12 protein-coding genes are annotated in these 14,534 nt (G+C 68.1%); 7 read left to right on the forward strand and 5 right to left on the reverse strand.

The window, feature by feature from the left end; translation table 11 throughout:
- Positions 1-102: 102 nt before the first annotated feature.
- Complete coding sequence (yihA, locus tag QZH66_RS01740) at positions 103-732, reverse strand: ribosome biogenesis GTP-binding protein YihA/YsxC (RefSeq protein WP_305804221.1); 630 nt, start codon at positions 730-732, stop codon at positions 103-105.
- A gap of 157 nt (positions 733-889) precedes the next feature.
- Between yihA and QZH66_RS01745 the strand changes: the two genes are divergently transcribed.
- From QZH66_RS01745 to QZH66_RS01760, 4 genes are all read left to right on the forward strand, one after another.
- Positions 890-1,678, forward strand: a complete 789-nt coding sequence (locus QZH66_RS01745; protein ID WP_305804222.1) for a c-type cytochrome — start codon at positions 890-892, stop codon at positions 1,676-1,678.
- Between the two features lie 88 nt (positions 1,679-1,766).
- Complete coding sequence (locus QZH66_RS01750; RefSeq protein ID WP_305804223.1) at positions 1,767-2,417, forward strand: thiol:disulfide interchange protein DsbA/DsbL; 651 nt, start codon at positions 1,767-1,769, stop codon at positions 2,415-2,417.
- A gap of 125 nt (positions 2,418-2,542) precedes the next feature.
- A complete protein-coding gene (locus QZH66_RS01755) occupies positions 2,543-3,373 on the forward strand; it encodes a thiol:disulfide interchange protein DsbA/DsbL (protein WP_305804224.1) in 831 nt (276 codons plus the stop codon).
- 69 nt (positions 3,374-3,442) lie between these two features.
- Positions 3,443-4,180: an endonuclease/exonuclease/phosphatase family protein gene (locus QZH66_RS01760; RefSeq protein WP_305804310.1), complete on the forward strand. Its 738-nt coding sequence runs from the start codon at positions 3,443-3,445 to the stop codon at positions 4,178-4,180.
- Positions 4,181-4,259: 79 nt separating this feature from the next.
- Here the strand turns inward: QZH66_RS01760 and QZH66_RS01765 are convergent, their stop codons facing one another.
- Positions 4,260-7,136: a TonB-dependent receptor gene (locus QZH66_RS01765; protein WP_305804225.1), complete on the reverse strand. Its 2,877-nt coding sequence runs from the start codon at positions 7,134-7,136 to the stop codon at positions 4,260-4,262.
- A gap of 211 nt (positions 7,137-7,347) precedes the next feature.
- On the opposite strand from QZH66_RS01765, the gene QZH66_RS01770 reads away from it, so the two are divergent.
- Together QZH66_RS01770 and QZH66_RS01775 are read left to right on the forward strand one after the other, a co-directional pair.
- Complete coding sequence (locus QZH66_RS01770; RefSeq protein ID WP_305804226.1) at positions 7,348-9,324, forward strand: transglycosylase SLT domain-containing protein; 1,977 nt, start codon at positions 7,348-7,350, stop codon at positions 9,322-9,324.
- A gap of 92 nt (positions 9,325-9,416) precedes the next feature.
- The gene (locus tag QZH66_RS01775) at positions 9,417-10,676 is read left to right on the forward strand and encodes a multifunctional CCA addition/repair protein (protein WP_305804227.1); all 1,260 of its coding nucleotides are present in this window, start codon (positions 9,417-9,419) and stop codon (positions 10,674-10,676) included.
- Here QZH66_RS01775 and QZH66_RS01780 read toward each other — a convergent pair.
- Positions 10,634-11,536, reverse strand: coding sequence for a LysR family transcriptional regulator (locus QZH66_RS01780; RefSeq protein ID WP_305804228.1), 903 nt, complete (start codon positions 11,534-11,536; stop codon positions 10,634-10,636). The genes QZH66_RS01775 and QZH66_RS01780 overlap by 43 nt on opposite strands.
- Positions 11,537-11,683: 147 nt before the next feature.
- On the opposite strand from QZH66_RS01780, the gene QZH66_RS01785 reads away from it, so the two are divergent.
- Complete coding sequence (locus QZH66_RS01785) at positions 11,684-12,895, forward strand: MFS transporter (RefSeq protein WP_305804229.1); 1,212 nt, start codon at positions 11,684-11,686, stop codon at positions 12,893-12,895.
- A 182-nt stretch (positions 12,896-13,077) separates the two neighbouring features.
- Here QZH66_RS01785 and nagA read toward each other — a convergent pair whose 3' ends face one another.
- Positions 13,078-14,220 carry an N-acetylglucosamine-6-phosphate deacetylase gene (gene nagA, locus QZH66_RS01790; RefSeq protein ID WP_305804230.1) on the reverse strand — a complete coding sequence of 381 codons (1,143 nt, stop codon included), beginning with the start codon at positions 14,218-14,220 and terminating at the stop codon, positions 13,078-13,080.
- A complete protein-coding gene (locus QZH66_RS01795) occupies positions 14,220-14,408 on the reverse strand; it encodes a LacI family DNA-binding transcriptional regulator (RefSeq protein ID WP_305804231.1) in 189 nt (62 codons plus the stop codon). Before QZH66_RS01795 ends, nagA begins: the two co-directional genes overlap by 1 nt.
- Between the last annotated feature and the right edge of the window lie 126 nt (positions 14,409-14,534).

Below are 14,534 nucleotides of genomic sequence, written 5' to 3' on the forward strand. Positions count from 1 at the left end.
CTTCCGCGGCCAGCCGCGATGCGCCATCAGGCGCGCGCGTTGAAGAAGGAACCAGGCGGGTTGCCGCCAGCGCTGCTGAGCGGCGCAGGCGGCAACTGCGGCTCAGGCGGCGCCCGGTCCCGGCGCCGACGGGTTCAGCCCCAGCCAGCTGCCGATCACGGTGCGGGCCTCGTCGACCCCCTGCCGTGACTCGCCGGAAAAGGTCTGCACGCTGACGCTGTCGCCGTACATTCCCGACAATTCCTTCCTCACCTTCTGCAGGGTCTGCATCTGCTGGCCGCGGCCGAGCTTGTCGGCCTTGGTCAGCAACGCATGTGCCGGCAACCCGCGCTGGACCGCATAAGCGAGCATCTGCAGGTCGTATTCGCGCAGCGGATGACGGATATCCATCACCACCACCAACCCCTTGAGCGCCTCGCGGGTGCGGAAATACTGGTCGATGAACGCCTGCCAGTGCGCCTGCAGGTCCATCGGCACCTTGGCATAGCCGTAACCGGGCAGGTCGACCAGATGGGCATCGGGGGTGACCTGGAAGAACACCAGCTGCTGGGTGCGACCGGGCGTTTTGGACACCCGCGCCAGCGCATTGCGGCGGGTCAGGGCATTGAGGGCACTGGACTTTCCGGCATTGGAGCGGCCGGCGAAGGCGACTTCGCTGCCCACGTCGGCCGGCAATTGCCGGGCGTTGTGGGCGGAAAGCAGATATTGGGCGCGTTCTAGGAGCTGTGACATGCGCTTAGGATCGCATGTCCGGCCGGCCACGTCCGGCACCGCACGCACTTTATGCTGCACTGTTCGTTGACCCGGCAAAGAAGGCGAAGGGATAATCGGCCGGCCCGTTGCAGCGGCTTCCCGCCCCTGCCTGGTCAGGTCCACACGGAGCTTCCGCATGCGCCATGCCCGCGTTCTTGCCGTTACCGCTTTCGCAGTGCCCCTCCTGGCCGCAGTCGCGCTTGCGCAGACCTCGGTGACCCCGATCCCGGACAACGCACCGGTGCAGACCGCGCCGCTGGAGATCGACTTCTCCAAGACCCAGTGGGGCAATGTTGAAGCCGGGCAGAGCAAGGCCACCGCGTGCGCGGCCTGCCATGGCGCCGATGGCAATTCGAGCGTCGACATGTATCCGCGCATCGCCGGCCAGAGCGAACGCTATATCGCCCAGCAGATGGCCCTGATCGCCAATGGCCAGCGCAACAGCGGCGCGGCGGTGGCGATGGTGCCGTTTGTGCAGAACCTCAGCGCGCAGGACATGCGTGACATCGGTGCATTCTTCGCCACCCAGAAGGCCGGCGCCGGCATTGCCGACGACAGTGCGGTGACCAGCGGCAGCTATGCCGGGATGAAGTTCTACGAAATCGGCCAGAAGCTGTATCGCGGCGGTGACAGCGCGCGCGGTATTCCCGCCTGCATGGCCTGCCACGGCCCCACCGGCGCGGGCAATCCCGGACCGGCCTATCCGCATATCGGCGGCCAGCATGCGGCCTACCTCAGCCAGCGGCTGGAGTACTACCAGGCCGGGCAGACCCAGGAAACCGATACCGCCCACTTCAACATCATGGCGCAGATTTCCAGGTCGCTGACTACCCAGGAAATCCAGGCCCTGGCCAGTTACCTGCAGGGCCTGCACGACCGCGCCGCCGACCTCCAGGCCGTCGTCGCCGCCCCGGCAAACCATTGAGCCCGGCGGTCGCCGCGGCGACCTGGCCGGCGTTGTTACCGCGCACGCCGGCCCCGAGGCCGGCGTGTTTTTTCACCCCGGAGAAACCATGAAGCGCTTCCCCCGACTGATGTTCCTGTTGTTGTGCCTGCTGCCGCCCGATGCCGCTGCCGCGGCCAGTACCCCGGCGCTGCTGGAAGGCCGCGACTACGAATTGATCGCCAATCCGGCGCCGTTCGCGCCGCTGGCCGGCAAGATCGAGGTCACCGAAGTGTTCGGCTACACCTGCGGCCACTGCGCGCATTTCGAAACGGTGCTGCGGCCGTGGGTGGCCAAGCTGCCGGCCGACGTGCGCTTCACCCCGGTTCCGGCCGCCTTTGGCGGCACCTGGGATGCGTTCGCCCGCGCCTACTACGCCGCCGACCAGCTGGGCGTGTCCAGACGCAGCCACGGCGCCATGTTCGAAGCCCTGCACGACAAGCGCAGCCTGCCGATGCAGAACGTCTCGCCGCAGGAGCTGGCTACGTTCTATTCGAGCTACGGCGTGACGCCGCAGCGCTATATCGAGGCGCTGCGCAGCGACAAGGTCGACCAGCAGATCAAGACCGCGCGCGAGTTCGCGATCCGCAGCGGGGTGCAGGGCACGCCGACGCTGATCGTCAACGGAAAATATCTGGTCAAGGGCCGCAACTTCGAGGACGTGCTGCGCATCACCGATGCGCTGGTCGCGCGCGAGCGCAGCGCCGGCAAACAGCGTTGAACAAGCGCTGCTGAACCACCGGCGTGTTTGCTGCCGCGGCGGCGGCGCATGATGTCATGATCAATTACTTGGCCGCGCGCGCTTCGCGGCGGCCGACTTTCCGTTTCCTGTTGGAGATCAAAACGATGAAAATCCGCTTCGCCCTGGCCCTGATGGCCCTGCTCCCGATCATGGTCGCCTGCAAGGCCCAGGACGGCTCGACCGCCACCACTGCTCCGGCCACGGCCGCCCCGACCGGCACCAGCGAGGCTGCTGAAGCCGCACCCGCCGAGAGCGCGGCTCCGGCCAGCGACGCAGCGCCGGCCGCCGACACCGCCAGCAGCGAAACCACGGCCGCGGCCAATACCCCGGTACCGGCGCCGGCGCGTCCGGTCGGCCCCGAGCCGGTGGCCGGCACCGACTACCTGGTGATCGAAGGCGGCCAGCCGATCCAGCCGGCCACCGGCAAGATCGAAGTGGCCGAGATCTTCGGCTATGTGTGTCCGGCCTGCGCCCGCTTCCAGGCGCTGATCGGCCCGTGGAAGGCCGGGCTGCCGGCGGACGTCAACTTCGTCTACGTGCCGGCCGCGTTCGGTGGCACCTGGGATGACTACGCGCGTGCGTTCTATGCCGCTGAAGCGCTCGGCGTACAGGAAAAAACCCATGACGCGCTGTATTCGGCCATCCACGTCGAGCAGAGCCTGAAGGGCGAACGCGGCCGTGATTCGGTGCAGGACATCGCCAGCTTCTATGCCAAGCACGGCGTGGATGCGAAGAAGTTCGCCGACACCATGGCCAGCTTCGGCGTGAACGCCAAGGTCAACCGCGCCAGGCAGTTCGCCCAGCGCAGCAAGATCTCCGGCACCCCGTCGCTGATCATCGACGGCAAGTACCTGGTCAAGGGCACCAGCTTCGAGGACATGCTGCGCATCGCCGATCACCTGATCGCACGCGAACGCGCCGCCCACGCTCGATAAGGTAGTAGTGGAACCCTCTTGAAGCGATCAGCAGTTGCCGTGAATCCTCCCCCCAGCTCCACCCTGCGGCTGCTCACCGCCAACATCCAGGCCGGCTCCAGCACCCGCCGTTACAGCGACTATGTGACCCGCAGCTGGTCACATGCGCTGCCGGCGGGCAGCAAGCGTTCCAGCCTGGATGCGATCGCCAAGCTGGCCAGCGGCCATGACATTGTCGGCCTGCAGGAGGCCGACCCGGGCAGCCTGCGCTCGGGCTTCACCAACCAGACCCACTACCTGGCCGAACGCGCCGGTTTCAATTACTGGAGCCACCAGCCGAACCGGCGCATGGGCGGGGTGGCCTCCAGCGCCAACGGCCTGCTGAGCCGGCTGGAACCGGTGGAAGTGCAGGACCACGCCCTGCCCGGCCGTCTGGGCGGACGCGGGGTGCTGCTGGCCAAGTTCGGGGACGGCACCGAAGGCCTGACGGTGGCGGTGGCGCATCTGTCGCTGGGCACCGGCTCGCGCCAGTCGCAACTGGACTTCATCGCCGAACTGCTGTCCGACCATCCCAACGCGATCCTGATGGGCGACTTCAACTGCGTGGCCGAACGCCCGGAGATGCAGGTGCTGTACCGCAAGACCCGGCTGCAGCCGCCCGGCTGCAGGGTGCCGACCTTCCCCAGCTGGCGCCCGGAGCGGGCCATCGACCACATCCTGATCAGCGCCAACCTCAGCATCCTCGACACCCGCGCGGTGGCCGCCGCCTACTCCGACCACCTGGCCGTGGCGATGGACGTGCAGGTGCCCCGCCAGTGCCTGCGCTGAACGCGCCGGCGGCCCTGTCCGGCGCCAATGCAGAAGGCCGGCATGGTGCCGGCCTTCTGTCTTTTCGGCGATTGCCGGCCTAGAACTTCAGGTCCGCCCGCACATACCAGTAGCGGCCGCCGGGGATGTCGTAGGTCGAGGCGTCATAGCCGTTCAACGAGCACGACAGACAGATCGGCGGATCCTTGTCGAACACGTTGTTCAGCCCGGCACTGAGCTGCAGCCCCTTCAACCAGTCAAAGCGGTAGCCCAGTTGCAGGTCGTGGTAGCTGATGGCCGCCAGCGTATTGCGGCCATCGACCGGATTGCGGCACACCGGGAAGGCCACCGCGTCACCGCAGTCCTCGCTCAGCCTGGAGGTATGCCGCAACGTCCACGAGGCGGTCCACGGCCCGCGCGACCAGTCCAGCATCGCGTTGGAGGTCCACTCGGGAATCGCACTGTCCACCACCTCCACCCCCGGCCGCTGCGGTTGCCGCTGGCCGGCCGCGCCGGTGGCCTCGTAGCGGCCGACAAAGGTGTTCTGCCAGGCCAGCTTGAAGCGCCCGGCCGCGCTTTCGGGGAAGGTCCAGAACAGGTTCACATCCCAGCCGTCGGTCTTGATCGAGCCGAGGTTGGTCAGCCGGTTGTTGAAGCCGTTGATACCGCCGGTGGTGGCGCGGGTGATGCCGCCGCAGTACAGCGGGTCCAGCGTATCCACGCACAGGTCGAGCTGGGTCTGCGCATCGATGGCCTGGATCGCGCCGCGGATAGCGTGGCGGTAGAAGGTCACTTCCACATCGAAGCGGTCGGCCCACTCCGAGTTGCTGGCAAACCACGGGCTCCAGACAAAACCGGCACTGAGGCTGCGCGCGCGTTCCGGGTCCAGCGCGGTGTTGCCGCCGGTGGTGACCGAGATCTGCGAATTGGCCTGCTGGTAGCCACCGGGTACGCCCAGCGCGGCGCAGTTGGCGGCGCTGCCCCGCGGCGGGGTGCCACCCAGGCCGATCGAGCACGGATCGGACAATTGCAGGTCGGCCCGCGCCGCCGAGCCGTACAGCTCGCCGATGGTCGGGGCGCGGAAGCCTTCGGCGTAGCTGGTGCGCAGCACGAAGTCCTCGCTCACCTGCCAGCGCAGGCCGTATTTGGGGGTGAATTCGCCGCCAAAAGTGGAGTAGTCCGAATAGCGCCCGGCCAGGCTGAGGTCGAGTGCCTCGCCCAGCGCCGAGTGCGCGAAGATCGGCACGCTCAGCTCCAGATACACCTCGTTGACGTCGTAGGAACCGGAGGTCGGCAACGACGGCACGCCGTTGTAGTGGCCGATCACGGTCAGCGGATCGGGCTGGTACCAGCCCTCGTATTTGCGGTATTCAAACCCGGTGGCGAAGGACACCTTGCCGGCGGGCAGGGTGAACATGTCGCTGCTGAGGTTGGCGGTGAACAGGCCCAGTTTGTTCTGGCTGCGGTCATGCACCACCGGCTGGATCCAGCGCAGCATGTCCGGGGTAATGGTGCCCGGGCCGCCAAAGATATTCAGCGGCACGCAGCCGCTCACCGCCGCGCACGCGGCCGGATCGCCCAGCGCCAGGGCGACGTTGTAGATGTTGTAGCTGCCGTAGTTGGTCTGTTCGGCCTTGTTCCGGGCGTACATGCCGTTGACGTCCCAGAACCAGCTGCGCGAGGCGCGTTCGAACGAACCGACCAGCCCGGTGTTGAAGTACTGCGTATCCACGCGCTGCTCGAACACGCGCGCGCCACCTTCCACCGGGCGCCGGCCGATCATGATCAGGTTGTCGGCCGAGTCCAGATCGAACCCGAACGGGTTGTAGGGATTGCGCGCGGAAATGAAGATGTCATCGGCCAGCGGATTGCCGGTCCCCGCTTCCGGGCCGAAGAACAGCGGCTCGGGCGCGGCCTGGTTGGTCGACTCGCGGCGGTTGCCCAGCGCCTTCACGTACCACTGCGTGTCGTTGTTGAAGAAGTAGCGGAACTGGCCGAACACGCCCTTGCGCTCGGACGGGGTCAGCAGCAGGTTGTACTGGGCGAAATTGAAGCGGTCGGCGCGGCCGAAGCAGTGGTAGTCGTCGCGGCGGTTGCAGCCGGCGCTGCCGTCATAGACCGGGGTGCGTGCGCCGCTGTTGGGGGTCAGGTCCTGCTCGGCGCCGGTGACCGGGTCGATGAAGATGAAACGCCCGGTCGGCGTGGCCGAACTGCCGAACGCCAGGCCAGTGCCGGGAATCGGATAACGCGACTGTTCGCGGGTACGGGCATACACCGGATCCTGCTTCACCCAGCTGGCGCCCAGAAACAGGCTGGTGCGCTCGGTGGTGGTGCCCCACGCCAGGTCGACGCCTTTCTGGGTGCCGTCGCCCTTGCCGTACTGGCCGTAGTTCACCGTCACCTGGGCGCCGTCGAAATCGCGGCGGGTGATGATGTTGACCACCCCGGCAATCGCATCGGAGCCGTACAGCGAGGAGGCGCCGTCCTCGAGCACTTCGATGCGCTCGACGATCGCCAGTGGAATGGTGTTCAGGTCGGTCGCCGCGCCCACGCCGGAGGCGGAAGACTCGTTGACCCAGCGGATGCCATCCACCAGCACCAGCACGCGCTTGGCCCCCAGATGGCGCAGATCCACCTGCGCCGAACCGGCGCCAACACCACTGCCATCGGGCGGGAAGCCGAAGTTGCCGGAGGAATTGAACTTGGCATTCAACGCCGAGCCGGACGCGGTGAGCTGCTGCAACACCTCGCTGATCGAGTTGAAGCCGGTGCGCTCGATATCGTCGCGGGTGAGCGTCTGGATCGGCACCTGGCCTTCGACCTCGGCGCGTTTGATGCGGGTGCCGGTGACCTGGACGCGGTCGAGCGTGGTCGCGCGGGAGCCGGCCTCGGCCTCCTGGGCGATGGCCGGCGCGCAGACGGTGAGCAGTGACAGCTGTACGGCAATGGCCAGGCGGCCACGGTGCAGGCTTTTCATCCTTTCTCTCCAAAGGAAACGGGTCCACCGCGCCTTGCCCCCTGCCACTGCCGCGGCTCGCTCCACGTTGTAAACAAAACGTAAAGCCACCACAAGTGCCGGCAATGTGAAGGCATTTGCCGGCATCCTCGCGCCGTGCCCCCGCCCCGCATCCCTTTCCATTCAGCGCGACCACATCCCCGCGGCGCGGCGGCCGGTATCCTTCCTGCCTATGATCCGACTGCCTTTTGCCCCCGCCCTCGCCGCCACCCTGCTGGCCGTCTCCACCGCTGTCCCGGCGCAGACGCTGGATGCGCAGCGCGCAGCGGTCCGCACCGCCATCGACAGCGCCGAAAACGGGCAATTCAATGCCGCCCAGGCCAGCAGCCTGCGCCGGCATCCGCTGTATGGCTGGATCGAATACGCCAACCTGCGGCGCAACATCGACACCGTGAGCACGGCCCAGGCGCAGGACTTCCTCAGGCGCTACCAGGGACAAGCGGTGGCCGAAGCACTGCGCGCGATGTGGCTGCCGGCGCTGGCCCGGCGCCAGGACTGGCCGACGTTGCTGGCCAACTGGAAACCGACCCCCAATACCGCCCTGCGCTGCGCTGAACTCAACGCGCGCCAGGCCACCGGCAAGGCCGACGCACAGTGGACGTCCGACGCCCAGGCGTTGTGGCGCAGCAGTGGCAACCCGCTGCCCGATGCCTGCGATCCGGTGTTCGCCGTGCTCGACGCCCGCGGCGGGCTGGCGCCGGCGCTGCGCTGGGAACGTATCGATGCCGCCGCCGATGCCCAGCAGCCGGCGGTGATGCGCGCCGCCGCCCGTGGCCTGCCAAAGGCCGAACTGGCCCAGGCCTACGACTACGCCGCCTTCGTCGACACCCCCGATGCACGCGCGTTGAACTGGCCGAAGAACGAGCGCAGCCGCCGTATCGCCACCGATGGCCTGGAAAAGCTGGCCAAGGCCGACCCGTCTGCCGCCGAACAGCAGTTGCCGCAGTACGCGGCCGCGCTGCAGCTCAACGCGGACCAGCGCAACCAGGTGCTCTACCAGATCGCGTTGTGGACCGTGGCCTCCTACCTGCCCGATTCTGCGCGGCGCCTGGCCGCGGTCCCCGAATCGGCCTATGACGAACGTCTGCACGAGTGGCGCACGCGCGAAGCGATGGCCCGCGGCGACTGGCCGGCGGCACTGGTGGCGATCCGCAGGATGCCCGCCACCCAGCGCAGCGATTCGCGCTGGCGTTATTTCGAAGCACGGCTGCTGGAAAGAACCGGCGCCCCGGCCGACGCCACGCCGCTGTATCGCAGCGTGGCCGGCACGGCCACCTTCCATGGCTTCCTTGCCGCCGACCGCCTGCAGCAGGCCTACGCGCTGTGCCCGTGGAGCCCGCAGGACAGTGCCCAGGCGCGCGCGGCGGTGGCCACCGACCCGGCGCTGGTACGGGCGATGGAGCTGTTCAAGCTCGACCGCAGCGGCTGGGCCACGCTGGAGTGGAACGATGCGCTGAGCCGTTTCGACGACACCCGGCGCCGGCTGGCGGTGGAAGTGGCGCGTGACAACGGCTGGTTCGACCGCGCGGTGTTCGCGCTCAAGGGTCCCGAGGAACAGCGCCTGTACGAACTGCGCTTCCCGCTGTATCACGACGCCGCGATCCGGCGCGAATCCGCCCGCAATGCCATCGATCCGGCATGGGTGGCGGCGGAGATCCGCGCCGAAAGCACCTTCAACCCGAAGGCGCGTTCGCCGGCCAATGCGATGGGGTTGATGCAGGTGCTGCCGGCCACCGGTGCCAGTGTGGCCAAGAGCCTCGGCCTGGGCGGCTACGGCGGGGCGGCCAGCCTGTATGACCCGGACACCAATATCGCGATCGGCACCGCCTACCTGCGCCAGTTGATGGACAAGTACGGCGGCCTGCCCTACATCACCATCGCCGCCTACAACGCCGGGCCGACGCCGACCGCCCGCTGGCAGTCGCAACGGCCCAACTACGATCCGGATTTCTGGATCGAGACCATCAGCTACAAGGAGACCCGCGAATACGTGGCGCGGATTCTGGCCTTCAGCGTGATCTACGACTGGCGCTTGAACGGCGATGCCCTGCCGGTCAGCGACCGCATGAACGGACGGCTGCAGGCGCCACGCAAACGCTTCACCTGTCCGGCCGCGACGCCGGCGACGGCCGCCGGCAGCGGCCGCTGATCCACCGCCGCGCCGCGCTCGGGGCGGGCACCGGCGCAGACACCGGCCCTGCGGGTGGAAGGCGGATCACGCCGATCGGGCATCATGTGCACATGAAGATCTATCTTGTCGGCGGCGCGGTCCGCGATGCACTGCTGGGACTGGACGCCGGTGACCGCGACTGGGTGGTGGTCGGCGCCACCCAGGCGCAGATGCAGGCGCAGGGCTACAGACCGGTAGGCCGCGACTTCCCGGTATTCCTGCATCCGCACACCGGTGAGGAATACGCGCTGGCGCGCACCGAGCGCAAATCCGGACGCGGCTATCGCGGCTTCGTGGTCGATGCCGATCCGTCGGTGACGCTGGAAGAAGACCTGCTGCGGCGCGACTTCACCATCAATGCGATTGCCCGCGACGAGGCCAGCGGCGAACTGGTCGATCCTTACGGCGGCGTGGGCGATATCGAACGCCGCGTGCTGCGTCATGTCGGCCCGGCGTTCAGCGAGGATCCGCTGCGGGTGCTGCGCGCGGCCCGCTTCATGGCCCGCTTCGCGCCGCTGGGTTTCCGCGTCGCCCCGGAAACGATGGTGCTGATGCGCCAGATCGCCGCCAGTGGCGAGCTCGACACGCTGGTGCCGGAGCGGGTGTGGCAGGAGCTGCGCAAGGTGCTGGCCTCGCAGCAGCCGTCCGCGTTCCTGCGCACGCTGCATGAAGCCGGCGCCCTGGGCTCGATCCTGCCCGAACTGGAAGCGCTGTATGGCGTGCCGCAGCGCGCGGAATACCACCCGGAAATCGATACCGGCCGGCATCAGGAGATGGTCAGCGACATGGCCGCACGGCTGGCACCGGGCGATGCGTTGACCGGCTTTGCCGCCCTTGTCCACGACCTTGGCAAGGGCCTGACCCCGCGCGCGGAATGGCCGCGCCACCTCATGCACGAGCAGCGCGGCCTCAAACCGCTGCAGCAGCTGTGCGAGCGCCTGAAGGTGCCACTGGACTACCGGCAGCTGGCCGAGGCGGTCTGCCGCGAGCACCTCAACGTGCATCGCATCGATGAACTGCGCGATGCCACGGTGCTGGAACTGCTGTCACGCTGCGACGGTTTCCGCCGCCCCGAGCGCATCGCGCAGATCGCCATCGCCTGCGAATGCGATGCGCGCGGCCGGCTCGGCTTCGAGGAGCGCGCTTATCCGCAGGGCGCGACGCTGCGGCGGCTGCATCAGGCGGCGCTGGCGATCAACGCGCGCGATATCGCCACCGGCGATTTGCGCGGCCCGGCGATTGGCGAGGCGTTGAAGGCCGCGCGGATCGCGGCCATCCACCTCGCCCGTCAGCCCGCGAACGATCTGTCCGCCAGCGATTCACCCAGGTAGTCGACAAACGAGGCGATGCGCGCCGACACCGCGGTGTTGCGGTAATACACGGCGTTGACCGGCTGGCGGATGTCCAGCGTGTCGCGCGCAAACAGCGGCTGCAACGCGCCGCTGCGGCGGTCTTCCAGGGTCATGAAATCGGACAGGCAGACGATGCCTTCGCCGGCCAGCGCAAGATGGCGCAGGGTCTCGCCACTGGATACCGCCACCGCCGGCGTGATCCGCACCGGCGCCCCATCGGCGCCGGGCAGCGGCCATTCGTTCAGCGATTCGGGCTGGTTGAAGCCCAGCAGCGAATGGCCGGCAAGATCGGCGGCGCGCTTCGGGGTGCCGCGTCGTTGCAGGTACTCCGGGCTGGCCAGGATGCGGATGCGGCTGCTGGCCAGGGGCCGGGCATGCAGCGAGGAATCGCGCAACGGGCCGATGCGGATGGCCAGGTCGGTGCGCCGCTCCAGCAGGTCGATGTAGCCCTCGTTGCTGTTCAATTCCAGCTGCACCTCGGGATAGCGCTGCCGGTAACCGCCCACCCGCGGCACGATCACATGCAACAGGAACGGCATTGCCGCATCCACGCGCAGGCGCCCGGCCGGGCGCTCGCGGCGTGCCGCCATCTGCTCTTCCGCCGTTTCGACCGCGGCAACAATACCCCGCGCATGCTGCAGGAAGGCCGCACCTTCCTCGGACAGCTGCAGGCGCCGGGTGGTGCGCACCAGCAAGGTGGTGCCCAGCTTTTCCTCCAGCCGTGACAACGCGCGGCTGACCCCGGACACGGTCTGCCCCAGCGCCTCGGCCGCGGCGGTGATGGTGCCGCTGTCGATCACGGCGATGAAGGCCTGCAATTCGTCGAGCGTGGTTTTCATGCGAAGAAGGGTTCCGTCCGGTATCGGGGGCGATGGAGCCGGCCCTGGATAATTGACTTTATATCAAAGGTGATTGGCGTAAACACTGGTTATTCCGCAACAATATCCCGGCCAGAATGCACGCCTCCCGTTTACTGGATGCATGCCATGCCCCGTGCTATTCCGCTTGCGCTGCTGGCGCTCACCCTCGGCGCGTTCGCCATCGGCACCACCGAGTTCGTGATTGTCGGCCTGATTCCGACCATCGCCGCCGACCTGCAGGTCAGCCTGCCCTCGGCCGGACTGCTGGTCAGCCTGTACGCGCTGGGTGTTGCCATCGGCGCACCGGTGCTTACCGCACTCACCGGCAGCGTGCCGCGCAAGGCGCTGCTGGTCGCGCTGATGGTGTTGTTCACCGTTGGCAACGTGGTGGCATGGATGGCGCCCGGCTATGGCTCGCTGATCGTGGCGCGGGTGCTGACCGGGCTGGCCCACGGCGTGTTCTTCTCGATCGGCTCGATCATCGCCACCTCGGTGGTGGCGAAAGAAAAAGCGGCGTCCGCCATCGCCATCATGTTCACCGGACTCACCGTGGCGCTGGTCACCGGCGTGCCGTTGGGAACCTTCATCGGCCAGCACCTGGGCTGGCGCGCGACCTTCCTGGCGGTGGCCGGGCTGGGGATGATCGCGCTGCTGGGCAGCCTGGCCTTTGTCCCGCGCAATCTCCCCGGCAGCGCGGCCGCCACGTTCCGGCAGCAGCTGGGCGTGCTGGCCCAGCCTCGCCTGTTGCTGGTGTATGCGATGACCGCAACCGGCTATGGCGGCACCTTCCTCGCCTTCACCTACTTGGCGCCGATCCTGCAGGACCTCAGCGGTTTTTCCGCCAACGCGGTGAGTCTGGTGCTGCTGGTGTACGGCGTGTCGGTGGCGATAGGCAACCTGTGGGGCGGCCGGCTGGCCGATCGCCGTGGCCCGGTGCCCGCGCTGAAGATCATCTTCGCGCTGCTGGCGCTGGTCCTGCTGCTGTTGACCTTTACTGCCGGCCACCGCTGGCTGGTGCTGGCCACCGTGCTGGCCTGGGGGGCGGTGGCGTTCGGCAACGTACCCGGCCTGCAGGTGTATGTGGTCAAGCAGGCGCAACGTTTCGCGCCGCAGGCGGTCGACGTGGCCTCCGGCCTGAACATCGCCGCCTTCAATGTCGGCATCGCCCTGGGCGCAGCACTTGGCGGCGTGGTGGTTGAACACCTCGGCCTGCGCCACACGCCCTGGATCGGCGCGGCGGTGGTGGCCGCCGCCTGGGGACTGGCCACGCTGGCCGGCTATCTGGACCGCCGTGATCTTGCGATCCCGCCCACCCGCGCACTGCCGCAATCGTGCTGAACCCCGCCTCCCCTCCCCTTGTTGACGGGCTTCCATGATTTCCATGGCATCGACCTGCGCACCTGGTGCCCAACCGGCCGCAGCGTGATCGATTCGGTAACCCGCAACGGCGTTGTCCAACGCCAGGCTGGTACTGCTGCAGCAGCGCATCGCCCCATCGGGGCAGGCGCCAGTGAGGCCGGTCAGTCGCGCTGGCCGGCGATCCAGGTCGCCTGTACCTGCAGGTCCGCATCGAGCAGCACCAGGTCGGCCTGGTAGCCGGTCGCGATCTGGCCGTAGCGGTGGCCGAGCCCGAGGAACCGTGCCGGATAGGTGGAGGCCATGCGCGCGGCTTCCTCCAATGGCAGGCCGAGCAGATTGACCGTGTTGCGTACCGCGGTGGCCATGTCCAGCGCCGAGCCGGCCAGCGCACCGGCGGCATTGCGCACCACGCCGTCGATCGCGGTGATGACCTCGCCATACAGCGCGAACGAGGGATCGTCCGCGCCGACCATCGGCATCGCATCGGTGACCAGGATCAGCTGCCCGCGCGGCTTGGCGGCCAGCGCCACGCGCAGGCTGGCCGGATGCACGTGCACGCCATCAACGATCACTCCGCACCAGCTGTGGCGGTCTTCCAGCGCCGCGCCCACCGCGCCCGGCTCGCGTCCCTGCAGTGGCGACATCGCGTTGTACAGATGGGTGAAGCCGGTGATGCCGGCGCGCAACCCGGCGCGGATTTCATCGTAGCTGCCGGCAGTATGGCCGGCGGCGACGACGGCACCGCGCGCCACCATCCGCGCGATGGCCGCCGCCGGTACCCGCTCCGGGGCCAGGGTGATCAGGGTGACGCCGTTGTCCAGGGAGGTGGCCAGCTCGATCTCGGCCGCGTCGGGAACCCGGAACTTGCTGGCGTCATGCGTGCCTTTGCGCGCAGGGGCGAGGTACGGCCCTTCCAGATGGATACCCAGCACCCCGGGAATTGCGCCATCCAGCGCTTGACGGGTGGCGGCGATGGCGCGCGCCATCACCGTGAGATCGTCGCTGATCAGCGTCGGCAACAGCCCGGTGGTGCCGAAGCGGCGATGGGCCTGCGCCATCGTGCGCAGCGTCGCCACATCCGGGGTGTTGTTGAACAGCACCCCGCCGCCGCCGTTGACCTGCACATCGATATAGCCCGGCACCAGCCAGCCGCCGCGCAGGTCGATGTATGCATCGGCGTGGGCCACCGCCGGATCATCGGGCGCCACCACGGCCTGCACCCGGCCATGTTCGATCACCACCGCCACGTCATCGCGGAAGGCGTCGCCGGCGAGCACGCGGCCATTGCCCAGTACGGTTTTCATCAGACGGTTTCCCTCCCGTTGTCCAGATGCGCGGCAGGACGGGCGTGGGCCTGCGCGGCAACACCAGCGCGCGCGGCCGGCCGCACCGCAGGCACGGTGCCGAAGGCACGCGAAACCGTCTCCCGCGCCACGTTGGCGTGCCCGGCAACGTCGTTGATGGTAGCTCTGCACATCACCTGTTCCTGCATTGACCGATATCCCGCCATGATGCGTGATTCACCCGGGGCCGGGTTGCGACGGTGGCCCACGCCCTGCATCCCCGGCCGCGAACACGTCACCGCGCGCGTCACCCGCACAGCGCCGGGAAATGCCAG

Source organism: Stenotrophomonas sp. YIM B06876 (assembly GCF_030711595.1).
In the GTDB taxonomy this organism is placed as follows: domain Bacteria; phylum Pseudomonadota; class Gammaproteobacteria; order Xanthomonadales; family Xanthomonadaceae; genus Stenotrophomonas.